This is a genomic window from Streptomyces sp. RKAG337, from assembly GCF_023701715.1.
Classification (GTDB): Bacteria; Actinomycetota; Actinomycetes; order Streptomycetales; family Streptomycetaceae; genus Actinacidiphila.
The window spans coordinates 129,142-152,136 of record NZ_JAJOZA010000002.1; the positions used below are offsets into that span (position 1 = coordinate 129,142).

General features: G+C 69.4%; 19 protein-coding genes and 2 pseudogenes. 20 read left to right on the top strand and 1 reads right to left on the bottom strand.

Going from position 1 to position 22,995, the window contains the following annotated elements; translation table 11 throughout:
• Window positions 1–1,012 precede the first annotated feature (1,012 nt).
• From LNW73_RS35315 to LNW73_RS35355, 9 genes are all read left to right on the top strand, one after another.
• The gene (locus tag LNW73_RS35315; RefSeq protein ID WP_250993280.1) at window positions 1,013–2,233 is read left to right on the top strand and encodes an ATP-binding protein; all 1,221 of its coding nucleotides are present in this window, start codon (window positions 1,013–1,015) and stop codon (window positions 2,231–2,233) included.
• On the top strand, window positions 2,230–2,652 hold the full coding sequence (locus LNW73_RS35320) for a roadblock/LC7 domain-containing protein (protein ID WP_250993281.1): 423 nt from the start codon (window positions 2,230–2,232) through the stop codon (window positions 2,650–2,652). The genes LNW73_RS35315 and LNW73_RS35320 overlap by 4 nt, the downstream gene beginning before the upstream one ends.
• Window positions 2,649–3,008, top strand: coding sequence for a DUF742 domain-containing protein (locus LNW73_RS35325; protein ID WP_250993282.1), 360 nt, complete (start codon window positions 2,649–2,651; stop codon window positions 3,006–3,008). The genes LNW73_RS35320 and LNW73_RS35325 overlap by 4 nt, the downstream gene beginning before the upstream one ends.
• Complete coding sequence (locus tag LNW73_RS35330) at window positions 2,989–3,582, top strand: GTP-binding protein (RefSeq protein WP_250993283.1); 594 nt, start codon at window positions 2,989–2,991, stop codon at window positions 3,580–3,582. Before LNW73_RS35325 ends, LNW73_RS35330 begins: the two co-directional genes overlap by 20 nt.
• Window positions 3,579–5,027: a cytochrome P450 gene (locus LNW73_RS36560; RefSeq protein ID WP_250993284.1), complete on the top strand. Its 1,449-nt coding sequence runs from the start codon at window positions 3,579–3,581 to the stop codon at window positions 5,025–5,027. Before LNW73_RS35330 ends, LNW73_RS36560 begins: the two co-directional genes overlap by 4 nt.
• Window positions 5,024–6,130, top strand: a complete 1,107-nt coding sequence (locus LNW73_RS35340) for a cytochrome P450 family protein (protein WP_250993285.1) — start codon at window positions 5,024–5,026, stop codon at window positions 6,128–6,130. Before LNW73_RS36560 ends, LNW73_RS35340 begins: the two co-directional genes overlap by 4 nt.
• An 89-nt stretch (window positions 6,131–6,219) precedes the next feature.
• On the top strand, window positions 6,220–7,149 hold the full coding sequence (locus LNW73_RS35345) for an endonuclease/exonuclease/phosphatase family protein (RefSeq protein WP_250993286.1): 930 nt from the start codon (window positions 6,220–6,222) through the stop codon (window positions 7,147–7,149).
• 22 nt (window positions 7,150–7,171) lie between these two features.
• Window positions 7,172–8,074 (top strand): endonuclease/exonuclease/phosphatase family protein, encoded by a 903-nt coding sequence (locus LNW73_RS35350; RefSeq protein ID WP_250993287.1) that lies wholly within the window; start codon window positions 7,172–7,174, stop codon window positions 8,072–8,074.
• A 151-nt stretch (window positions 8,075–8,225) separates the two neighbouring features.
• Entirely contained in the window at window positions 8,226–10,385 is a 2,160-nt protein-coding gene (locus LNW73_RS35355) for a B12-binding domain-containing radical SAM protein (RefSeq protein WP_250993288.1), read from the top strand.
• Window positions 10,386–10,431: 46 nt separating this feature from the next.
• Here the strand turns inward: LNW73_RS35355 and LNW73_RS35360 are convergent, their stop codons facing one another.
• A complete protein-coding gene (locus tag LNW73_RS35360; RefSeq protein WP_250993289.1) occupies window positions 10,432–11,052 on the bottom strand; it encodes a hypothetical protein in 621 nt (206 codons plus the stop codon).
• 74 nt (window positions 11,053–11,126) lie between these two features.
• Between LNW73_RS35360 and LNW73_RS35365 the strand changes: the two genes are divergently transcribed.
• The 11 genes and pseudogenes from LNW73_RS35365 to LNW73_RS35415 all read left to right on the top strand — a co-directional run bounded on the left by LNW73_RS35365 (window position 11,127) and on the right by LNW73_RS35415 (window position 22,895).
• Window positions 11,127–12,230: an aldo/keto reductase gene (locus tag LNW73_RS35365; RefSeq protein WP_250993290.1), complete on the top strand. Its 1,104-nt coding sequence runs from the start codon at window positions 11,127–11,129 to the stop codon at window positions 12,228–12,230.
• Window positions 12,227–13,066, top strand: a complete 840-nt coding sequence (locus tag LNW73_RS35370) for an endonuclease/exonuclease/phosphatase family protein (RefSeq protein WP_250993291.1) — start codon at window positions 12,227–12,229, stop codon at window positions 13,064–13,066. The genes LNW73_RS35365 and LNW73_RS35370 overlap by 4 nt, the downstream gene beginning before the upstream one ends.
• Before the next feature lie 61 nt (window positions 13,067–13,127).
• Complete coding sequence (locus tag LNW73_RS35375) at window positions 13,128–13,316, top strand: hypothetical protein (RefSeq protein WP_250993292.1); 189 nt, start codon at window positions 13,128–13,130, stop codon at window positions 13,314–13,316.
• Window positions 13,317–13,540: 224 nt separating this feature from the next.
• Window positions 13,541–15,462: pseudogene (locus LNW73_RS35380) on the top strand (lantibiotic dehydratase family protein); the annotation flags it as partial.
• A 168-nt stretch (window positions 15,463–15,630) separates the two neighbouring features.
• Window positions 15,631–16,524 (top strand): thiopeptide-type bacteriocin biosynthesis protein, encoded by an 894-nt coding sequence (locus LNW73_RS35385; protein WP_250993352.1) that lies wholly within the window; start codon window positions 15,631–15,633, stop codon window positions 16,522–16,524.
• 85 nt (window positions 16,525–16,609) lie between these two features.
• The gene (locus LNW73_RS35390; RefSeq protein WP_250993293.1) at window positions 16,610–17,035 is read left to right on the top strand and encodes an STAS domain-containing protein; all 426 of its coding nucleotides are present in this window, start codon (window positions 16,610–16,612) and stop codon (window positions 17,033–17,035) included.
• 102 nt (window positions 17,036–17,137) lie between these two features.
• A pseudogene (locus tag LNW73_RS35395) lies at window positions 17,138–18,939 on the top strand (glycoside hydrolase family 15 protein).
• A 266-nt stretch (window positions 18,940–19,205) separates the two neighbouring features.
• Window positions 19,206–21,143 (top strand): ABC transporter ATP-binding protein, encoded by a 1,938-nt coding sequence (locus LNW73_RS36565; RefSeq protein WP_250993294.1) that lies wholly within the window; start codon window positions 19,206–19,208, stop codon window positions 21,141–21,143.
• Window positions 21,140–21,604, top strand: a complete 465-nt coding sequence (locus LNW73_RS35405) for an NUDIX domain-containing protein (RefSeq protein ID WP_250993295.1) — start codon at window positions 21,140–21,142, stop codon at window positions 21,602–21,604. Before LNW73_RS36565 ends, LNW73_RS35405 begins: the two co-directional genes overlap by 4 nt.
• Window positions 21,601–22,164 carry an MFS transporter gene (locus tag LNW73_RS35410; RefSeq protein WP_250993296.1) on the top strand — a complete coding sequence of 188 codons (564 nt, stop codon included), beginning with the start codon at window positions 21,601–21,603 and terminating at the stop codon, window positions 22,162–22,164. The genes LNW73_RS35405 and LNW73_RS35410 overlap by 4 nt, the downstream gene beginning before the upstream one ends.
• Complete coding sequence (locus tag LNW73_RS35415; protein WP_250993297.1) at window positions 22,134–22,895, top strand: MFS transporter; 762 nt, start codon at window positions 22,134–22,136, stop codon at window positions 22,893–22,895. Before LNW73_RS35410 ends, LNW73_RS35415 begins: the two co-directional genes overlap by 31 nt.
• Window positions 22,896–22,995: the final 100 nt, after the last annotated feature.

Sequence of the window (22,995 nt, forward strand, 5' to 3'; positions counted from 1 at the left end):
CGGCAAATAAGACGATCTTCCCCACTGAAGGTCACACTCCCAGGCCGTAGATAGCAGTCGCCGCTCGACAGCGGCCACGGCCCAGCCTCGCGTGGCCGCGATGGCGTCGGTACGCCACGGGCCTGCCACTCCACTGCCACTTCCCCGCCGGACCGGAATGCGAGCCCGGGGCGTGCTCTCGGGCACCAGACCCTCCCGGCTACTCAATCCATTCGAGATCACCCCAAAGCGACCAGGCCCCGACGCAAGTGGCAGTGAAGTGGCAGACGAATGGCGTACCGACGCCACACGCCAGGCGAAACGCTGATGACGGCGGCAACGCGAAAGCCGTCGCCGCTGCCGCACCACTACGACGCCCCGACCAATGAGAGATCCGGACCTGTTGGCCATGACCACACAGACGCTCCCGCGCATCACCGGCACCGTCGCTGAGCAGGGCCGGTTCCCCGTGCTGCATGGCCCCGACGCTCTCTGGCGGCTCCTGCCCACCTTGCACCCGAACGCGCCGGTGAAGGGGCTTGGTTACTACGGCTGGAACACGGTGACCTTGAACCAGGGCCTGGGCATGGCGGTCCTTCACTCGCTCAGAGGAGCAGGGTGCCCCGTCGGGCCGGTCCTCCACTGCGGTGGCCACCGGATGGTGAACATGCTGGTTTCACCCTGGCCCGAAGGACTGCCCACACACGGGCTCCTGACCGTTCGCCGGGCCACCGCATGGTGCCCGGAGACGTCACGGGAGTGCCCCGGCCAGTTGTGGCTGCTGCCTCCGGACGGTGAGGGGCCCCGCCTGACCGATGCTCGGCAGCTGTTCCATGCCGTTCACAGCCTGAGAACGACGCACCGCCGGGCTCATGCGGCCTGCTGACCACGCGCGCCGGCCGCCGGCTGAACGGCCAAGGGCCGGCTCGCCCCACGGCGGTCCGCTGCCGGTCTCCCGTTCCCATGCATTCGTTCCCTACCTGCCCGCGAGGACTCGATGATCAACGACATAGCGGATGCGGCTCCATGGGGCGTGGATGCGGCCCTCGTGCTGGCGGCCGCGCTGATCGGACGCCGCCTGGCCAGGACCAAGCGACAGTTGCGCGAGCAGAGCGCGACTGCCTCGGCTCAAATCCAGTCGCGCGACGCGGCCTTGGCCGAGTTGAACGACACGCGACTGCCGGCGATCGTCCACGCCATCTCCCAGGGCCAGCCCCTTCCCCCCGGGCGGCCTCCGCTCGAGGACTTCACCAAGCACCTGCGCACGGCGGAGGAGCAGATGGTGCGCGCCCTGGCGGAGGCGAGGGATCGCGCCGGTCAGGTGAGTCAGGGAACGCTGCTCGCGGTCACCCGCACCCTCCAGAGCCTGGTGAACGGGCAACAGGTGGCGGTCACAGACATGATCAACCGGCATGACTCCCCGGAGGTCGTTGCCGACTTGATGGTGTTCGACCACACGACGGGCCAAGTCCTGCGGCGCACCCAGTCGCTCGCCGTGGCCTGTGGCGCCTGGCCGGGAAAGCAGCACGACCCCACGCCGGCCTACGACGTGGTCCGCGGCGCGGTCGGGCGCATCCTCGACTACCGCCGCGTTCAGATCACCCAGCCGGAGAGCAACCGGGCGGTGATCGGCCGCTCGGTCGAAGGTCTCGTGATCGCACTCGCCGAACTCCTGGAGAACGCCACCCGCTACTCCCACCCCGACACCGTGGTGCAGGTGCAGTTCCAGCAGGCCCACAACGGCCTGTCGATCGTCATCGACGACGCCGGTGTCAGCCTGCCGCCCGGCGCGCGAGAGCGGGCCCGCCACTTCTTGTCCGGCGAGCACCCCATCGACGTCACCCGCCTCGGCGACCCGCCGAAGATCGGGTTCCCCGTCATCGGGGCCCTGGCCAGGCGCTACGGCTTCACCGCGTCGGTCGACACCCCGTCCCCGTACGGAGGGGTGCGCGCCGTGGTCTACCTGCCCAGCGCCACGCTCACCGACGCGATGCCTCAACGACCCCGCACCGCAGCAGCTCCCCCGCCAGCCCCGGCCAACGTCCAGGTGGCAGCCGAACCAGCGGGATCCACGGCTCACGGCCTGCCCAAGCGACGACGCCACGCGCCGACCGAAGGCCCAGCAGCAGTCGAGCCGCCGACCAGGATCCGAACCCCCGAGCAGGCCGCCGCGCCCTTCGACGCCTTCCTGCGCGGCACGCAGGCCGGCCGCAGCCAAGGCCACCCAACCGATGAAGGGAACACCCCCGCATGACCGACGCCGTGAAGAACGAGAGCAGGCGGCTGGCCTGGATGCTCAACCAGATCCTGGATCAGCCGGAGGTCCACGACGCGATGCTGGTGAGCGAAGACGGCCTGCTCCGAGCCTGTTCGGAGGGGATGAACGAGGCTGCGGCCGACCGGGTGGCCGCAGCCCTTTCCGGGGTCAGGTCCACGAGCGGCGCCACGGCGGAATTCTGCAGGTCGCGCCCCGACTCCTGGCAGCAGAGCCTGATGGAGTTCGGCGACGGCTACGTCATCATGATCAGCGCGGCCGACGGCACTTACCTGGCGGTGGCCACCTCCCGCGACGCGGACATCGCGGTGGTGGCCACCACGATGTACACCGTCGTCGGCCAGCTCGGCCAGGAGATGGTGAGCGCGCCGCGCCAGGAAGACGGCAGCTCGACATGACGCCCAGGCGCACGCGCACCGACATGGTGCGGCAGTACGTCATCACGGGGGGCCGCTCCGCGCCGTCCCGCAACGCACCGGCCCTGGACGTGGTCACCCTCGTGGTCTCCACCGGCGACCGCCCGCTGAACGGCCTGGGGCCGGAGCTGGCGAGCATCGTCGAGCTGTGTCTGGGAGGCCATCTCTCCATCGCGGAGGTGGCCTCCCGAACCCAGCTCCCGATGACGGTCACCAAGGTGCTTGTCGGCGACCTGATCGACTCCGGCCACGTGATCGCACGCCGCCCCCCGCCCAAGGCAGCCCTGCCCGACCACGAACTGATGGAGAAGGTGCTGCATGGCCTCGAGCGTCTATGACGGCATCTATGTTCGGGAATCCGTCGAGAACACCGCGAAGATCCTAGTGGTGGGGCCCTTCGGGGTCGGCAAGACCACCCTGATCGGCGCCGTCAGCGAGATCACGCCGCTGCGGACCGAAGAGGTCATGACGCAGGCAGGCGCAGCGGTCGACAGCCTGGCCGGAATCCACGGCAAGACCACCACCACGGTGGCCCTGGACTTCGGACGGCTCACGCTCGGCGACGACGTAGCCCTGTACCTGTTCGGCACGCCGGGCCAGGACCGGTTCGCCCACATCTGGAACGAGCTCGCCAAGGGCGCCTACGGGGTCCTGATCCTGGCGGACTGCCGACGGCTCGACGCCTCCTTCGAGGCGATGAGCCTGGTCGAGCAGCGCGGACTTCCGTACGTCGTGGTCCTCAACGTCTTCTCCGACTCGCCCGAGATTCCCGAGGAAGAACTGCGCGAGGCCCTCGACCTGGAACCCGAGACGCCTCTGGTCATATGCGACGCCCGCGACCGGGCGGAAGTCGTCAGCGCATTGATCACCCTCGTCAAGCACCTGCGTACCCGTATCCAGGAGTCCGTGTGACCTCGTACCCGCCCGCCCACGCCGCCGTGCCGCCGCCCGGCTGCCCGGCCCACCAGCCATCTGCGCCCACTGGGCTGCCGGCCCTGTACGGGCCGTACTTCGCGGCCGAGCCCGAGGCCACCTACCAGTTCCTCAACCAGCAGGGGCCCGCCTCCTGGGTCGAGCTCGCCCCCGGCGTCCAGAGCATCGTGGTCACGGACTACAGCTGCGCGCTCGAGGTTCTGCGCAGCCCCTACTTCAGCAAGGATGCCCGCCGTTGGGAGGCGCTTCGCCAGGGGCTGGTTCCCTCGGACAACGAGGTGCTGCCGATGATGGCGTGGCGCCCGTCCTTGCTCTTCGCCGACGCCGACCGGCACTTGCGGCTGCGCCAGGCCGTCGACGACAGCCTGGCCCGGGTCGACGCACACCGGCTGCGCGGCTTCGTCCAGCGCAGCGCGATCGGCCTGATCCGGCGGGTCGCGGCGGCTGGCAGAGCTGACCTGGTCGCCGAGTACGCCGACCGTCTGCCGGTGTTGGTGTTCACCCAGCTCTTCGGCTGCCCCGACGAGTGGGTGGAGGACATGGCCGCAGCCTGCGCCCAGATGATCGACGCCGAGCCCGCGGCGGCGCAGGCCGGCGGAGCCCGCTTGGCCGGTCTCCTGGGCCAGCTGATCGCAGCCAAGCGCGAGCGCCCCGGCGCGGACCTCACGTCCTGGATGCTGGAACACCCATTCGGGCTCAGCGACGAGGAGATGGTCCACCAGCTCGTCGTCCTCATCGGAGCCGGAACGGTCCCGATGACCGCGTGGATCTCCAGCACCCTCATGGTGATGCTCACCGACGACCGGTTCGCCGGCGACCTGTCCGGCGGCAGCCTGACCATCGGGGACGCACTCAACGACGTGCTCTGGTCCAAATCGCCCATGTCGAACTTCTGCTTCCACTACGCGACTTCTTCGTACCGCCTCCGCGATCGCCACGGACGGGAGTTCGACATACCCCCGGGCGTCCCGGTCCTCATCAGCCTCGCCGCGGCCAACGCCCAGCTCGGCGCCGACGGACCGGGAACAACAGGGCGGCGCGCCGCCAACCACGCCCACTTGGCGTTCAGCGCGGGCCCGCACGTCTGCCCGGCACAGGACCTCTCCGGCGTCATCGCCGACGTAGCCGTCGAAACGCTGCTCGACCAGCTGCCCGATGTGCAGCTGGACGCCGCGGCACTGACCTGGCGCCCCGGCCCGTTCCACCGCACCCTCACCGCCCTGCCCGTGCGCTTCCCGGCCGTTCCCGACCCGGTACCCACACCCACGACCCTTGGAGCTCCGACATGGAACCCGCAGCCCTCCGGCAGTGCCCCGTCCTGGACCCCACTGGCAGCGCCCTCCACGCCGAGGCTGCCGGCCTCCGCGCACAGGGCCCGGCGACCCAGGTGGCGCTCCCTGGTGGCGTCCTTGCGTGGTCGGTGACCCGCTTCGCCCAGATCAAGGCCCTCACGAGCGACCGCCGGGTGTCCCGCGACCCCCGCCAGCACTGGCCCGCGCTCGCCGAGATATCCGAGGACTGGCCGCTGAGCGCCCTGGTTCTGCCGGAGAGTGCCTTCAACTCCTACGGACCCGAGCACCGGCGCCTTCGCGGCCTCATCTCCACCTCCTTCACGCCGCGGCGGACCGAAGCCCTGCGCCCGCAGGTCCAGCGGATCGTCGACCGGCTGATCACCGACCTCATCGCTGTCGAGCCGGGACATTCCGTCGACCTCCGTGCCACCTTCGCCTACAAGGTGCCCACCGAGGTGATCTGCGACCTGTTCGGCGTCCCCTCCGAGCTGCGGCCGTGGATGCGGCGCGTCATCGACGCCGCACTGCACACCGCGGCCAGTCCCGAGCAGGCCCAAGCCGACTTCCTCGACCTCCGGTCCTGCATGGCCGCCCTCATCGCCGACAAGCGCGCCCACCCGGGCCAGGACATGACCAGCGACCTCATCGCCGCCCGGGACGCCGAAGGCCAACTCGACGAGGAACAGTTGATCGGCACCTGCATCCTCATGGTCGGCGCGGGGTCGGAAACGGCCGTCAACCTGATCCTCAAGGCCGTCCACGCCCTCCTCTCCCACCCCGACCAACTCGCTCTGCTCCGCGCCGGAACGGTGACGTGGGCAGACGTGATCGAGGAGACCCTGCGATCCGAGGGCCCGATCGAGCACATGCCCCTGAGGTACGCGGTCGAGGACATCGACCTGAGCGACGGCGTCCTCATCAAGGCAGGGGACGCCATCCTCCTCGGCTTCGGCGCCGCCGGCCGGGACCCGGCTGTCCACGGGGCGGACGCCGACACCTTCGACGCCACCCGAAGCGACAAGAAGCACCTGGCCTTCGGCCACGGACCGCACATCTGCCTCGGCGCACCCTTGGCACGCATGGAGGCCGATATCGCACTCCAAGCCCTGTTCTCGACCTTCCCCAACCTGGCGCTCACCGACCCCGGTCAGGCCCCTCGCCACCAGGAGTCCTTCGTCGCCAACGGCTTCCAGGAGATGTCCGTCCGCCTCTCGCCGGAACCGACCGCCGCCTGACCAAGGGACTGCCGGGCAGGGCACACCACTCGGCCCGCCCGGCAGCCCCACCCGTTCGTCCGCCACATCACTTCACTCGGAGAGATCCCTTGACCACGGACACCGAAGCCGAGCAGGACGTCGTCACCGTCTTGTGCTGGAACGTCGAGCACAACGGTCACGACCTGAAGGACGGATCCGACCACCGCCGCCACCGCGCGTACGACATCCTCGCCGAACACAAGCCCGACCTCGTCTTCCGACAGGAACTGACCGGCGCCGACGCCGACGGCGGCCGGGAACTGTACGAGGAGGGCAACCGACTCGGTCTGTCCGCGTACATGGCTCCCGTCACGCCGGAGTCGCGCAACCCCAACGGCGTCTTCCTGTCCAACGAGCTGTTCCAGGTGGAGGCGCTCTACGCGCCTGCTCCCGCCGGGCGCGCGTTCTGCAACCCGCTGGTCCGCCTCAAGGACCGCGCCGGTCGGCCGAGCGCGCAGGCGCTCTCGTTGGCTTCCGTCCACCTGTCCTTCTACGACCCGGCCAGCCGGGCCCGTGAAGCAAAACGTCTCACCGCCCTGGGGTCACCGGGCCGGGTGGCGCTGATCGGCGGGGACATGAACTCCTACCCTCACACCGAGATGGAGCTGGCGGCCCTCCCGGACTGGCAGCACACCGCGGACGCGTCTCACTTCGAGCACCGGACCATCGAACGCGACGGCCGGCGCGTGCCCGACACCCTGCCCGACGAGATCCTCGCTGGCGGCCACCAAGTTTTCATCGAGGCCGGGCACTACGCGGCCACCACCCTGCCGCTCAAGCAGCCGGGAGCCCTCGACCCCACAGCAAGCCTCTGGCGCAAGGACCAAGGGCCGATGCAGCGGATCGACAGGATCTACTTCAGCCCGGTCCTCGCACCGGCCCTGCTCTCCTTCGAGGCCATCGCCGACGACGACATACGCGAGGTCTCCGACCACGCGTTGTTGAAGGCCACCTTCGGACGGGACGCGTTCTTCCGCGCCCTGACACCCGCCGCCTGACGACTCCCGGGGGAACCTGACGATGAGCTCCACCCTGACCGTCCTGAGCTGCAACTTCGAGAACAACGGCGGCGGCAAGCCCGAAAAGCGCCTGGCTATGAACGAACGTATGCGCGCCCTGAGCCCGGATCTGGTCTTCCGCCAGGAAGTGTGGGACTCCGACGCGAACGGCAGCACCATCGGCTATGAGACCGAAGACTTCCTCGGCCTGCGCGGCTGGCTGGGCCCACGCAGCTGCACCTCGGTGCTGGCCAACCCCGACGTGTTCACGCCTGTCCGGGAGTGGCCTCAGACCGGCCCCATGTGGGTGCTGCCCCCCACGGCCCTGACGGCCCGCTTCGCCCCGGCCGGGGCGGCCGCCCTGCCCTTGGTCCTGGTCAGCTACCACCTGAACTACGGCTCCACCACGTTGCGGCAGAGCGAGGCCGAGTGGCTGACGACGTGGAACGACCGGCAGTGGACGACCTCTGACGACCAGAGGGTCCGGCTGCCCGCGCTGATGGGCGGGGACAACAACTCGTATCCCGAGCCGGGCGTCGTCGGCGACCCTCCCCTGCCGAAGCTCACGGGCATCCGGGACCAGCCGCACCGCGTGCACCGCTCGTTCGTCGGCCCGGCCGGCACCCGGGTGATGGACACCCGCCCCGACGAGATCCTGCGCAGCGCGGGGATGGAGGACGTCGCTCGCCACTTCGCGTCCGGGCCCAAGGGCACCCGAGCCGCGGTCGCCGCGACCGTCGACCAGTGCGAGACCCATGGACCGGATGCGCGGATCGACAGGATCTACGCCAGCGCCACGCTGCTGGACGCGGTCGTGGACGTCGACGTCATCGACATGCAGGGGCTGTCCGACCACCACACCGTTCGGCTTCGCCTGGACCCGGTCGTACTGGCTGAACTGCTGAACCAACGGCTCGCGGCCTGACCGCGGTGGCTGGGCGGCTCCGTGAGCGAGCGCAGCCCGTCCCCGCACGGAAGGGGACGGCTGTTTCACCCGGCGACCCAGCCACGAGCACGACTCGACCCGCCACTTCGCCGACCATCACACCTCCATCCCTCCCGAAGGGTGAACGACCATGGACGATCGCGTCTCGACGGCAGCATCCTCGCGGCTGGTCAACACACTCCGTCTCGCTTGCCCCGAACTCCCGCCGCTGAGCGACGAAGACGCGAGCGACTACGACCTTCTCCTCCTCGACCCCGCACGATTGCGATCCCGCCTGGAGCGGCAGCTCCGCGAGCACGCCGGCCGTATTCGCGTGACGGGCACACTCGACCGGCGCCTGGTCCTCATCGAGCGCTCGGACGGGCAATGGGTCGCCTCCGACCTCTCCGGTAGCCCCCACGGCACCCGGCGCTGGCCGGCCTGGACGCACGGTCGTCTGGAAGTCGAGGACCCCCGCTCCTGGCTCTCGCTCGCGCGCCTCGACGTCACCGCCGTAGAGAGGCTGTCGCGGCCCGACGTCCTTCTCGCCGCGCTGTACCACCCCGAGAACTTCCCCCTGCCGCGCTTCCCCCTCGGCATCAGCGACGTTGCCCGTGCTGCCAGGGCAACGCTGCTGGGCACCGTGTCCTTGACCGATATGCAGTTAGGCACCGAGTTGGAAGACCTGGTCAAACGGGTCTCGATCGAGACTCCCGACATCCTCGGCGTCTCCGCAACCTTCGGCCAGCACGACCTGATGATCGAGCTCCTAGACGCCACGTTCGCACTGCCCGAACCGCCGACTGTCGTGGTCGGGGGGAGCCTGACCGCGCGCAACGAGGGTCTGCTGCTGGAGCGGTACCCACGGCTGATGGTGGCGCGCGCCGGGGGCGAGGCGACTATCGAAGGGCTGCTCGGCCACTGGCATGGCGATCTGGGCCGCGAGCAGATACCCGGTGTCGGATACAACGGCTCCGGGCGGGGCGGTGGCCTGTCCATCACCCGGCGCCACACCGCCAAACCGGTCGCCCGCCTCACCACCGAAGACATCTTCCCGGAACTCGATCTCCTGCCGGCCACCTTCGAGCGCCACGGTGTCGCCCAGGTCGAGACCAGTCGGGGATGCACCAACACCTGTTCCTTCTGCCCGCGCGGCCACAAGGGCAAATGGGCAGGCGCCGGAGCTGCGGAACTGCCGTGGCTGCTCGCCGAGATGCGCCAGATCTTCGACCGCTACCCGGAGGTCTCGCGGACCCTCTACCTCGTCGACGAGGAGTTCATTGGCCGCGGCGGCGACGCCGTCGCCCGCGCCCTGGAGGTAGCCGACGTCCTGCACGCGCAGGGCTTCAAATGGGAGTCGAGCTGCCGCATCGACCAAGTCGTACGGACCGACCAGGACGCGGCCTGGCACGTCGAGCGCGCCCAAATGTGGCGCGCCCTGGTCGATCGGGGGCTGCGGCGCATGCTGTTCGGCGTCGAGTCCGGGGTGGACTCGATCCTGGGCCGCTTCAACAAGGAGACGACCGGGGACCAGAACGCTCTCGCCATCCGTACGCTCTCTGCGCTCGGTGTCCCCACCAGGTACACCTACATCACCTTCGACCAGCTCATGACGCTGGAGGAGCTGAAGGCCACCTACGCCTTCCAGGGGCGCACCGACCTGCTGCTGCACCCCCAGCCGGTCCTGTCCACCGAGGAGATCGTGGCCGGCGTACGCGACGATGCGTTCGTCGCCGAGCACGGCACCGGCCAGGCCCTGCACACCGGCATCTCCTACATGCTGGTGTCGATGGAGTGCCTGATCGGCGCCCCCTACACCCGCGTGGCGAAGTCGGCCGGGCTGACGGGGGCCGTCGAGCCGCTGATGGGGCGCGTCGAGGCGCGGTTCGCGGACTGGCGTATCGGCGCGGCCAGCTACTGGGCCCAGCGGTGGGTGGACCGGAACTTCGCGCTGGACTACACGCTCAAGTCGCTGGAGAAGGTCCTCGACGGCGCGCCGCGCCACGCGGTGCGCGCCGCCCGGGTGGTCCTCAAGGACGCGGCGTTCCTCGTCCTGGGCGAGATGATCGCCGCTCTGGAATCCCGGCCGCTCCAGACGGCACCGGAAGCACAGGGCGTGCTATCGGAACGGCTCGGTGTCGTCCTGGAGGTACAGATAGACGCGCTGCGCGGACGGATGGCCACGGCCGTCGACGAGGTCGGCGGGCACCTGCGAGGTGAGCACGCGGCGATGCTGCGCCGTGAGCACAGCCGGTGGGAGTCCGCCGCCGGGTGGCAGCTGATCAATGCGGCGGATCCCTGTGGAACCTGATCTGCGCCCGGTGCCCCGCCGCCGCTGTGACGGGGCACCCAGAGCCTCACGCTCCGGTCTTCTCCGGGATCGGCACCCAGTTGAACTCCGGGCAGAAACGGCCGTAGGTCACCAACTTCCAGGCGGCGTACTCATCGAGCCGGCCGGTGGAGCGCAGCAGGTGCTTGACCCAGGTGTGGGCGATCCGCTCCTCCGGGGTCATCGTCTGGCCGATCTGGTCGAGCATCCGGCAGGAGACGGCGAAGTCCGCGACCGTCAGCGCGCTCAGGTCGATCTCGATGCCCTCCACAGTGAAGGCGAAGACAAGGCGGGTGGTGGAGAAACTGGTCGCGCGCTCGCCGAGGAACGTCGTGTGGTCGGCCAGGGCCTTCATCAGGACATCGCGCTGCTCGACCGGGTAGCCGATGCCGAGGTCGAGGTCGGAGGTCTCCAGGTTCAGGCCGATGCCGAACGAGCCGACGTCGCGCGGCTGATGTCCGGTCCAGTGCTGGATCAGTTCCGCTGCGGAGGCGCGGACCCGGTGCAGGCGAGCGTCGTCGACGCGCATCGTGGCGTAGAACTGCTCGGCGCGCGCGAACTCGGCGTCGGAGAAGTCCGTACGTTCGGCCCAGCCCTTCGCGGTGATGGCGTCCAGATCAAGGTCGGTGGTGGGGCGTGGATTCGTCACGCCCGCGACCCTAGCCACTCCCGTATCACCTTCGTCAGGGTTTGACAGGAAAAGTGAACCAGAGAGGTATCCGTATGAATGACTCCCCGGGGCTCCTGCCCCGCCGCACCCTGTCCGCCGGCCTGACCGTCCACCCGATCGGGATCGGGGGCTGGGCGATCGGCGGTCCGGACCACAACCTCGGCCTGCCCATGGGGTGGTCCACCGCCGACGACTCCGCGTCCCGCCGCGGCCTGGAGGTCGCACACACCTTCGGCGCCAACCTCATCGACACCGCGGACGTCTACGGCCACGGGCACTCCGAGCGGATCATCGGCGACTTCGTCCGCACGGTCCCCCGCAACAGCGTCGTGCTCTCCTCGAAGGTGGGGTACTTCACCGGGACGGCCGCCCACGCCTACCTGCCGTCGGCGATGCGCCGCCAGCTGGAAACCACGCTGGAGAACCTGGCGACCGACCGGCTGGACATCTACTTCCTCCACAACGCCGACTTCGGCCCCGACGACCGCTACCTCGAAGGCGCCATCGCCCAGATGGATACCTTCCGCCGGGACGGACTGATCAAGGCGGTCGGGATGCGCGGCCCCCACCGCTTCGCCACCGAACGCGTCACCGTCCCCAAGGAGCAGCGCGAGGACAAGCACGCCCGCTTCCGCCACCTGTTCGCTCAGGTCAAGCCCGACTACCTGGCCGTGCGCCACAACGCGCTCACCCCACCGCCTCCGGCCGGACAGCAGGACATCTTCGCCTTCGCCGCCGACCACGGCGCCAGTGTGCTGGTGAACAAGCCCCTGTCCCAAGGACTGCTGACCGGAAAGTACAACCCGCTTCAGCCCCCGCACTTCGACGCCGGCGACCACCGACTGCGCAAGGCATGGTTCACGCCGGGCGCCCTCGGGATCATCCAGGCCGGCCTTCAACCACTGCGGGACCGTTTTGGGCCCAACCCTGCGGACCTGGTCCGTGTGGCTCTGCAGTTCTGTCTCCAGCATGCCGAGAACGCCGCGCTCCTGGTCGGATTCACCCGACCCGAGCAGGTCGCCGAGAACCTGTCCGTCGTCGGCGATCCCCTCAGCGCCGACGACCTCGACTTCGTCCGGGCGACGGCCGGGGCTCTTCAGCGAGACCTGGACGCGGCCGGAGAGGTCTTCCTGGACGAGAAGGAGGCGAAGCGGTGAGCGCCGACGACCAACTCTTCCAGCTCGCCCCGGCACAACCCCGCCCCCCGGCCGCCGTCGACGCAGCGCGGGTACTGCTCTTCAACTGCCAGCACGCGTCCCCGGAACGGGCCCGCCGACAGGTCGCATGGATCAGCGACGAGGAAGGCGCCGACCTGGTGGTCCTGACCGAGGTCGGGCCCGGCCCCGGCGGCGCGGCACTCGTCGAGGCCCTGGCCGACAACGGGTACGCCACCGTCATCGCACCCCGGCCCGAGGTGCCGGACTACCTCACCGTTCTCGCCTCTCGTTCCGCGCCGATGCACGCGGTGCCCAGCGGCGTATCGGTCCTCCCCCACCGTGCGCCAGCCGCCACCGTGCACATTGGCGGCCGGTCCGTCGGGCTGGTGGGCCTCTACGTCCCCTCCCGCGGCCCGAAGGAACGCCGCAACGAGGCCAAGAAGGACTTCCAAGGGGCGGTGACCGCGGCGCTGCCCGGCCTGGCGGCCATCTTCCCGGACATGCCGGTGATCGTGGCTGGCGACCTCAACGTCATCGAACCCGGTCATCAGCCAGCCCACGCGGTCTTCGGGCGGTGGGAGTACGCGTTCTACGACAGCTTCGGATCAGCCGGACTGACCGACGCCTTCCGCCACGCACACCCCGAAACGGCAGACCACTCCTGGTACGGCCGGTCCGGCCGCGGCTTCCGCTTCGACCACATCTTCACGACCGCCGCAGACGCTTCCAGGATCACCGCGTGCGTCTACGATCACCGGCCCCGCGAGGACGGGCTCACCGACCACGCCGCGATGAGCCTCCAGCTCACCTTCCCGACGACCACGGCGTTGGTGTAGCCGCCGCTCCGTCCCCCACACCCCCCTCCGCTCCACCACGCCGGAAAGCCATGGAATGACGATGAAACACCCCCCATGCACCGCACCGACCCTCGTACCGGCCCCGACGTCCGCAGGCGTGCATCGACCCGCCCACACGGACGCGGCCCCCGCCCCGGCCGGCGGCCTCCCCCCGCTCGATGTCCGTGAGAGCGACGTCCCCCTCACGGCCGGTGCTCTCGACTCCTTCTTCGGCGACGACGGCCCCTGACCGGGACGTCTACGGGCAGGAACGCACCGCCCAATCGGGCGCGGACCGACCAACAGCACGCCGTGACGACAGAGGGAGAGGGCATGAATTCCGCCGGCCGACTGCGCTTCCAGTGCGACCAGTTCGCCCTGGTGCGGGCCTCGCACTACACCACCATGGCTGTGCCGCCCTGGCCCGACCTCGCCGACACCAGCCCCGAGGGCGTGAAGCGTTGGTGCGACTGGATGCGGGCGACCTGGAGGATCCCGGAGATCGCCGACGCGGTACGGCACGCGACCCCCGTTCTGGGGTGCGAACTCGACGCCCTTGCGCCGGACACCGGCATCGAGCCCGTTACGGCTCGGAAGATGTTGCTCTCCCTCGCCGGGTACTGCCTGCGGGCGACCAGCAGGCCGACCCCGTTCGGGCTGTTCGCCGGAGTCGTCGAGGCGAGCTTCGGCTCTCGGGCCGTAGTGCGCTGGGGCGAGAGCCACCGGGCTGTGGCACGGGCGGACGGCGGGTGGCTCGCGCAGATCATCGCCCAACTGGAGAGCCTCGCGCCGGTACGCGAGCGACTGTCCGTACTGATCAACAACATCGCCGTCCTTCACGGGGAACGCCTGGTCATCCCCTGGCAGCAGCGGAAACTGAAGGCCGGGACCACGGCGGTGCGCGAGGTGTCGGTGCGCCACACACCACAGGTCCGCGCCGTGCTCGAACTGACGAACACGCCGATCGCTTACGGCGACCTGGCCGACGAGGTCGCGACGCTGTTCCCCGCGCTCGGCACCGCGCAGATCCGGCAGCTGCTCGACGTGCTGCTCTCCCGGCGGATCCTGATCAGCAGCCTGAACCCGCCGGCCACCGAACCCGACGCACTCGGATACCTGATCCGTGAGCTGGCGCAGACCGGCGCGGACCTGGTCCCGGAGGCTGCCGGGCTCGCGGAGAGCCTGCGCGAGATCCACCAGCTGATGGAGGAACACAACCATCGGCCGGCCACCGCCGGTGGCAAGCACCGTGCACTGCTGGCGACACGCATGGCCGCGCACGCCGAGGTACGTGAGCCCTTGGCCGTCGATGTCCACCTGGACGGTGCGGTGACGCTGCCCCGGGCTGTGGCATGGGAGGCGGAGTCCGCGACCGCCGTGCTCGCACGGATCAGCCCCCATCCGTACGGGACCCCGGCATGGCAGGAGTACCGCGCACGATTCCTGGCGCGGTACGGCCCCCGCGTGATGGTGCCGCTGCTGGATCTCACCGACCCCACCACGGGAATCGGCCTGCCCGACGACTTCCACGGCACGCCTCCCGCGCTGCGCCCACCGGTCTCCCGCCGCGACGGAGTCCTCCTCGACCTCGCCCAGCAGGCGGTGATGCGCGGCGAGGAGCTCGAGCTGGACGAGAACCTGATCACCAGGCTCGCGGTCGGCGACCCTGCGCGCATGCAGGTTCCGCCCCACACGGAACTGCTCGCCGAGCTGCACTGCACCTCACGAGCCGACCTGAAAGAGGAGAGGTTCGAGCTTGCGCTGCGCGGGATGTCGCGCGGGATGGGCAACTTCACCGGCGGCCGGTTCGCCGCGCTTCTGGCCTCCGGGCCGCCGAGCCGCCTCCTCGACTCCCTTGCCCGGCGACCCACCAGCGTCGAGGGAGCCCTTGCGGTGCAACTCTCCTTCCCCGCCCTACCGCCCGAAGCCACGCACATCACCCGTGTCCCGCAGCTTCAGCAACACCTCATCAGCTTCTCCGAGCACCGATCGCCACACCCGGACACCATCCCGCTGTCCGACCTCGCCGTCACCTGCGACGGCGAACGCCTCCACCTGGTCTCCCGCTCCCGCGGCCAGGTCTTGGAAGCGGCAACACCCCACCCCCTGCAGATCGAATGCCAGACACCATGGACCGCTCGCTTCCTGGACGAACTCGTCCGCGGGCAGAGCGTCCGGATGATCGGCCCGGCGGCGCAGATCCTGCCCTTCGACTGGGGGCGGCCCGCAAACTGCGGGTTCTGCCCCGCGTGCGCCACCGCCGTACGATCCTGAGCCCGGCTCGGTGGCTGCTCACCCAGGCAGACCTGCCCGACCGAACCGCGGGGACCGCCGAGTGGGAAGACGCCTTCACCGCGATGCGCGTCCAACTCAGCGTGCCGGACAACGTCCTGCTGGAGTACTTCGACCTCCGCCTGCGCCTCAACCTCGGGGACCCTGGACACCTCGCGCTGCTGCGCAACCAGCTGGAGCGCCCGAAGTTCGGACCGCTCACCCTCACCCAGGCCGCCGCCAAGGACGCTTTCGGCTGGTGTGACGGCCGTCCCACAGAGATCGTCACGCTGATGCGCGCGGCGACAAAGCCCCTCCCCGCCCCCGAGACGCGGAGCGCGTCGCCCGTCCGCCGAAACTCCAGCCACCTCCCCGGTGCCTCCGCATACCTGTGCGCCCGGCTACACGGACAGCCCCAAGCACGCCGAGACCTCATCACCGATCACCTGCCTGCCCTGTTGGCCGGCCTGGGCCGGCCGCCCGCATGGTTCTCGATGCACGACACCTCGGACCCCCACCTGGAGCTGTGTGTACGCCTGTCTGGCGCCGACGCGTACGGCCCAGCAGCGCGGCAGCTCGGTTCCTGGGCCGAGCACCTGGTGGAGATGGGGGCGCTGGGCGACATTTCGCTCGTTGCCTACCGCCCCCAGACCGGCCGATGGGGCTCCAAAGCACTCCTGATCGCCGCGGAGGACGTGTTCGTGGCCGACTCCGCGGTCGTCGCCCAGCAGCTCGCCCGGGACAGCGGGGCTGACGTTCGCGTGCTGGCCGCCGCCAACGTCATCGACATCACGGTCGGCTTCCACTCGGGTGTCCACGAGGGCCTGAGCTGGCTGGCTGCCCAGCCGAACGACGCAAGTTCCACCCGGCTGCCCCGGCCGGTGCAGGCTGAAGCAGCCCGGCTGGTGGACCCCCGTGACAACTGGGCGGCGCTGCGCTCACTACCGGGCGGCTCGGACATGATCCGCACCTTCGCCATACGGCGCGAAGCGCTGGCCTCCTACCGTGCGCTCCTCGACCAGGAGGGGGACACCGACACGGACACGGTGCTCCACGCCCTTCTCCACCACCACTACCTCCGTTCCACCAGCAGCTCACCGGATCCGGACGAGGAACGCACCTGCCTGCGCCTTGCCAGAGCTGCCGCGCTGGACCCACGCCGCAACCACGGTCAGGCCAGCGGCTGAGCCACCCCCATCGCCCGCGCTCCGACCTTGACGCACCACATAGACACAGGAGACAGCCGCCGTGGCCAGAGGCACGAGAACGTGGATGGGAGACGACGGGAACCCCGTCATAGCGTTCGAAGACGCCCTGCTGACGCACCGACCGCACGAGCACCACACCGTCATCACGGTGGAAGGGGAACTGGGCGTCTACGAGGCACCGGCCCTCCGCGACCAGCTGACCGCGCTCATCGACCAGGTCGAGGGGGACGTGGTCCTGAACATGCTGGCCGTGAACTACCTCGACTCGACGTCGCTCGGCGTCCTCGTCGGTGCCCTGCTACGACTGCGGCAGCAACCGGCGCGCGCACTTCATGTGGTCTCCGCCGAAGGACTCGTCCACAAGGTCCTTCGTATCACCGGTCTTGCCAAGGTCTTCGACCTGCACCCAACGGTGGCCGACGCCCTCCAGGCGGCATCCCTGCCCCCGCCGGCAGCCGACGGGCCCCACCCGCTGAATCCGGAGGCCTGAACACGCAGCCTCCATCACGGCCGTACCACCACCCGCACATCCACACGTGCCTGCCGACCCCGACCGCTGGGGCGACGAGCACTTTGCAGAGACGGAAAGTTCATGGCTGGGCGTATCGAGGATTACGCACTCATCGGAGACACGCAGACTGCCGCCCTGGTCTGCCGCAACGGCACGGTCGACTGGTTGTGCCTGCCGCGCTTCGACTCCGCCGCGGTCTTCGCCTCGCTGTTGGGGACCGAAGAGAACGGCTGCTGGCAGCTCGGTCCCGCACACGATGATGATGCCCCGCCGCCTGCTGCCGACCGGCGCCGCTATCGCGACGACACCCTCATCCTCGAATCGGAGTGGGACACCGCCTCCGGCACGGTCCGGGTGATCGACTTCATGCCTCCTCGCGACGGCGCCCCCCAACTGATCCGGATCGTGGAAGGCGTCACCGGGCGGGTGGCGATGCGCTCCTCGCTCCGCGAACGCTTCAACTACGGCGAGATGGTGCCGTGGGTACGCCGCGAGAACGGTCGCACGGTCGCCATCGCCGGCCCCGATTCGGTCTGGCTCGATACCTCCGCAGACACCTACGGCCAGGACCTCACAACCCGCTCCGACTTCACGGTCACCCCTGGTGACCGGGTCGCTTTCACCATCAGCTGGCAGCCCTCGCACAAAGAGCCGCCCGCGCTTCCCAGCCCCGACCTCTCCCTCGCCTCCACCCTGTCCTTCTGGAACAACTGGGTCGGGCAGTGCACCTACCGCGGCCAGTACCGGGAGGCCGTGGTCCGCTCCCTGATCACTCTCAAGGCCCTCACCTACGCCCCGACCGGCGGGATCGTCGCCGCACCGACGACTTCCCTGCCGGAGGAGATCGGCGGCTCCCGGAACTGGGACTACCGCTACACCTGGCTGCGCGACGCCGCGATCACGCTGTCCTCGCTGCTGCGGACCGGCTACCGCGAGGAGGCCCGCGCCTGGCGCGAGTGGCTGCTCCGGGCCGTCGCCGGCGACCCGGAGAAGCTGCAGATCATGTACAGCATCTCGGGCGAGCGGGGACTTCCAGAAAACGAGCTGGACTGGCTGGCCGGATACGAGAACTCCAGCCCTGTCCGAATCGGCAACGGCGCAGCAGACCAGCTCCAACTGGACGTGTACGGCGAGGTCATCGAGACAATGCACCTTGCCCATCAGTCCGGCCTGGACCGCAACGACAGCGCCCACCAGCTCCAGGTACGTCTCATCCGGTATTTGGAGAACCACTGGAACCAACCGGACGAGGGCATCTGGGAGGTGCGAGGTCCGCGCAGGCACTTCGTGCACTCCAAGGTGATGGTCTGGGTAGCCATCGACCGCACGATCAAGTTGATCGAAGCCGGCGAGGTGGAGGGCCCACTCGAGCAATGGAGCGCGCTACGCGACGAGATCCACCAAGACGTCTGCAACAAGGGCTACGACAAGGAGCGCAACACCTTCACCCAGTCATACGGCTCGAACGAACTGGACGCATCCCTGCTGCTGATTCCGCAGATGGGCTTCCTGCCCCGGACGACAAGCGGGTCATCGGCACGATCGAAGCGATCCAGAGAGAGTTGTCCACCGAGGACGGATTCGTACTGCGTTACCCGACGTCTGGCCACAAGGCGGGAGTAGACGGCCTGGAGGGCGACGAGGGGGCGTTCCTCGCGTGTTCATTCTGGCTGGCCGACGACCTGGCGATGATCGGGCGAGTCGACGAGGCACGGCAGCTGTTCGAGAAACTGCTGTCGCTCCGCAACGATCTCGGCCTCCTCGCCGAGGAGTGGGACTCCAAGAACCAGCGGCAGGTCGGGAACTTCCCGCAGGCATTCAGCCACGTGCCGCTGATCGACACCGCGCTGCGACTCACCACGTCGGGGGCGTCCTGTGAATGAGCGCGCTGTCGAATCCCGTTTGCCGTGTCCAAATCCCGCTTCCGATGTCGCAGCGGCTTCGGATTCGACACCGCTGGCGGAAACCGTAGGTGAACCGGGACTCGCACAGAACCCGCTGCTCGGAGCGACGCCGAGGAACGGCCGGACGCGGAACGCATAGCGCCGGGGGACGAACTCGGCACGGATTACGCAACGAACCAGACCGGTCGAGCCGAGGACACCACGCTCGAACCGAGCATCGTCATCCGGCGAAGGGGAGGCAGAGCGTGACGAAGACCGCCAGCACACTGCACGGCGAGGACGGCGAGGCCCGCGAACTGGACACGGACGCCGTCGCTGAGGAGACACTGGCCTTCGACCACCCCGGCGGCGACAGTCTGGAACTAGCCGACCTGCTCACGGGACGCAGCATGGCCCGCCGACTCCCGTCGCTGGTCCGCAGAACCTTCTCCCTGGCCTGGGAAGTCGACCGCAAAGCGGTGATCGCGCTCCTCGCCTGCCAGTTCGTCTCCGGGGTATCCGCGGCGCTGGGCCTCTTCGCCACCACGGCCGCGTTCTCGGTACTGATCGAAACGGCCCACGACCCGAGCCGCCTGCCCGCGGCGATCCCGGCGGTGTCGGTGCTGGCCGGGACCGCCGGCTTACGAGCGCTGCTGGGCATCGCCATCCAGGGCCTGTCCAATCGGCTGTCGCCGCGGATCTGCCGCGAGGCGGAGTACAGGATGCTGGAGGCGGCGACCAACGCCGAGATGGCCGCGTACGACCACCCGGGCTTCAACGACCGGTTCGACGCGGCCGAGCGCGGCGTGGACGTCAGCCGGGACATGATCGGACAGTCCCAGAACTACATCTCCTCCCTGGCCACGCTGACCGCCGCAGCCGTGGTGTTGGCCAGCCTGTACCCCGTGCTTCTGCCGCTGCTCCTGCTGGCGGCGATTCCCCAGGCAGTGGCCTCCATCCGGGGCGAGCGCATCACCTACCTGGCAACCGTCGCCACCCACAAGGACCGCCGGGTGATGTACATGCTGCGCTGGCACCTGATCGCCAAGGACCAGGCCGACCAGGTCCGCACGGACACTCTGGCGCCCTATCTGCTGAAGAAGTACAAGGCGAGTGCGATGCGGGTGGAGGACACCAGCAACCGCGCCACCTGGGACCGCGCGAAGATCTCCGTCGTGGGTGCCGTCGCGACGGGGCTGGCGTCCTCGGTCGTGTGGGGAGCGGTGTTGCTGCTGCTGGGGACCGGGCGGATCTCCGCCGCGTCCGCCGGCACCGCGATCTTCGCTTTACGCTCGGCGAGCACCGGGTTGCAGGGCCTGGTCGGCTACGGCCGTGATCTTCTGCGGACGGGCCTGTACCTGGACGACTGGGAGCGCTTCGTCACCGAGGCGGCCGGACAGCGCCTGGATCGCGGCGAATTTGTTGCGCCGCGGCCACGGCACATCGCCCTGCGAGACGTCACCTTCCGCTATCCCGAGGCTGACCAGGACACGCTGTGCGGCGTCGACTTCGAGGTGCGCCGGGGCGAGATCGTGGCCGTGGTCGGCGAGAACGGTTCGGGCAAGTCGACCCTGATGAAGCTGCTGTCAGGGCTCAACCTGCCCACTGCGGGTGTCGTCACCTGGGACGGCGTCAGTGTGGCCGACCTTGATCCGCTGGCCATGTGGCGCAACACCGCGGTGGTCCCACAGGACTTCGCCCGCTGGCCCATGACCGCGCGGGAGAACATTCACCTGGGCCAACCGGGCAAGGAAGGCGACGAGGGCGTGCTCGCGGCGGCGCGCGCCAGCGGCGCCGACGACGTGATCAAGACACTGCGCTCCGGGCTGAGCACCCTGCTGGCCCGGGAATGGTGGGGCGGCGTTGCGCTGTCCCCGGGTCAGTGGCAGCGCATCGCCGTTGCCCGGGCCGCACACCGCGACGCCGGTCTCCTGGTCATGGACGAACCCACCTCGGACCTGGACCCGCGTGCTGAGCACCGGATTTTCACCGGCCTGCGTGACCTGGCCAGCGATCGCGCGGTTGTGCTCGTCACGCACAACTTGGCCAATACCTCCGTCGCCGACCGCGTGATCGTCATGGACAAGGGCCGCGTCGTGCAGGCCGGAACGTTCCACGAGCTGATCAACCAGCCCGGTCTGATGCAGGACCTGTGGCGCCTTCAGCAGGACCGGGACGCCTACCGACCTGGAGGGGACGCGTGACCGACGTATACCGGAGCATCGCCAACGTCATGGTCCTGCTCCAGCGAGGCGATGGCCGAGTGCTTGCCGTACGGCACGGCCCAGATTCCGCGCACTCACCCGGACTGCTCACCGTCGTCGGGGGCCGACTCGAGGCCGATGAGTTCCTCGACGTGGGCGCGGCCCGCGAGCTGTTCGAGGAGGTGGGGATCAGTGCTAACCCCTTGCAGTTCTGCCAGCTGGTGCACTTTTTCACACCGGATGGGGAGCTCGTGATCGGCGCCGCGTTCACCACCCGGCAGTGGGAAGGCGAGCCGTACAACGCTGAACCGCACAAACACACCGAGCTGGTGTGGGTCGAGCCGGCCAGCCCCCCGGGCGACTGCCACCCCTTCACCCGTGAGGTCCTCCTCAACTTCGCGGCCCGTCGGCCCTACGCCAACATTGTGGCCCCCCGGCAAGGGGCAGGAGGTGTGCAATGACCGTTTCCGTCAGGAAGCCGCGCGCGACCGCGTGGCAACAACGGGACTTCCGTGTGTACCTCACCGGCCAGTGCTCGAGCCTGTCGGGCAGCGCGGTCAGTACCGTCGCCGTGCCCACCCTCGCCGTCCTGGATCTGCACGCCACTACCGCCCAGGTCGCCACCCTGACCTTCCTCGCGCAGCTGCCGAACTTCCTCGTCGCCCTGCCCGCCGGCGCACTGTCTGACCGGCACCCGAAGCGGATTCTGATGATCACCGGTGACCTGGCGGCAGCCACCGTCCTGGTGAGCATCCCGGTTTCCGCCGCGATCCACACCCTCACGATCGGCCAGCTCTACGGGGTCGTTCTTCTTCTCGGCGTCGCCAAAGTCATCCACGACGCGGCCGCCATCAGCTACCTCCCCGACCTCGTGGGGCGAGAGCTGCTGCAGAACGCCAACTCCAAGGTCGGGGCAGCTTTCTCCGTGGCGGACAGCGCGGGAAACAACGCGGGAGCCGCCCTCGTCGCGGCTCTCGGGGGGCCCGATCCATGCTCGCCGACGTGCTTTCGTATCTGGTGAGCGCCTGGTGCATCTGGCGCATCCGCACGCCCGAGGGACCCCGACCGCCCGCCCGGCGCGGCCTGGTCACCGGGATCAGCGAGGGCCTGCGCTCGGTCGCTGGGCACCCGACCATCCGCTCCCTGATCCTCGCGCTGTCCTCGCTCAGCTTCGCGCTGGGCATCATGAACACCTACTGGACCTTCTACCTGCTCTCCACGCTCCAATGGAGTCCCACCGCCCTCGGCGTCGTAATGGGGGCAGGCGGCGCCGGCAGCCTGGCGGGCGCCCTCCTCGCCCCCCGTATCGGAAATCTCATCGGGCCCGGCCCGCTGATCATCACCGGCTTCGCACTCACGCCGCTCACTGAACTCCCCCTGCTGCTCGCCGGCCCCGGGCTCGCCTGGCAGATCATCATGGCCGCGTCCCTCGTGGTCCAGCTGGCCTGCGCAGCCGCGGCCGGGACCACGCAGCGCTCGGTGCGCCAAGTACTGTGCGAGCCTGGCTTCCAGGCACGGATGCAGTCCGCGAGCACCTGGCTCACCGCGGGATCCCGCCCGCTCGCCGCGCTCGTCGCCGGTGCCCTGGTCTCGGTCGCTGGCGTACGTGCCACCCTCGCTGTCGGCACGGTCCTCATGATCGTGCCAGTCGCCCTCCTGCTGCTCTCCCCCATCCGCACCCTGCGGACGTTCCCCACCGCCCCAGTTCCGCGACAACGCCCGGCCCCGGAAGAAGAGGTGCCGTGCCCGTGACACAGTCCCCCGCCGACTACTGGGAACCGCTCTGGGCCTCCGGCCGCCGGTACCAGAAGATCAAGGACACCGAAGCCGCGTTCCTCGCCGAACCCTCGGT

What these genes read in the sequence shown, in the direction of transcription:
- LNW73_RS35320 (WP_250993281.1), top strand. Translation starts at nt 2,230, where the DNA reads ATGACCGACGCCGTGAAGAACGAGAGCAGGCGGCTGGCCTGGATGCTC.
- LNW73_RS35325 (WP_250993282.1), top strand. Translation starts at nt 2,649, where the DNA reads ATGACGCCCAGGCGCACGCGCACCGACATGGTGCGGCAGTACGTCATC.
- LNW73_RS35330 (WP_250993283.1), top strand. Translation starts at nt 2,989, where the DNA reads ATGGCCTCGAGCGTCTATGACGGCATCTATGTTCGGGAATCCGTCGAG.
- LNW73_RS35350 (WP_250993287.1), top strand. Translation starts at nt 7,172, where the DNA reads ATGAGCTCCACCCTGACCGTCCTGAGCTGCAACTTCGAGAACAACGGC.
- LNW73_RS35355 (WP_250993288.1), top strand. Translation starts at nt 8,226, where the DNA reads ATGGACGATCGCGTCTCGACGGCAGCATCCTCGCGGCTGGTCAACACA.
- LNW73_RS35365 (WP_250993290.1), top strand. Translation starts at nt 11,127, where the DNA reads ATGAATGACTCCCCGGGGCTCCTGCCCCGCCGCACCCTGTCCGCCGGC.
- LNW73_RS35375 (WP_250993292.1), top strand. Translation starts at nt 13,128, where the DNA reads ATGAAACACCCCCCATGCACCGCACCGACCCTCGTACCGGCCCCGACG.
- LNW73_RS35385 (WP_250993352.1), top strand. Translation starts at nt 15,631, where the DNA reads ATGCGCGCGGCGACAAAGCCCCTCCCCGCCCCCGAGACGCGGAGCGCG.
- LNW73_RS35390 (WP_250993293.1), top strand. Translation starts at nt 16,610, where the DNA reads ATGGGAGACGACGGGAACCCCGTCATAGCGTTCGAAGACGCCCTGCTG.
- LNW73_RS35410 (WP_250993296.1), top strand. Translation starts at nt 21,601, where the DNA reads ATGACCGTTTCCGTCAGGAAGCCGCGCGCGACCGCGTGGCAACAACGG.
- LNW73_RS35415 (WP_250993297.1), top strand. Translation starts at nt 22,134, where the DNA reads ATGCTCGCCGACGTGCTTTCGTATCTGGTGAGCGCCTGGTGCATCTGG.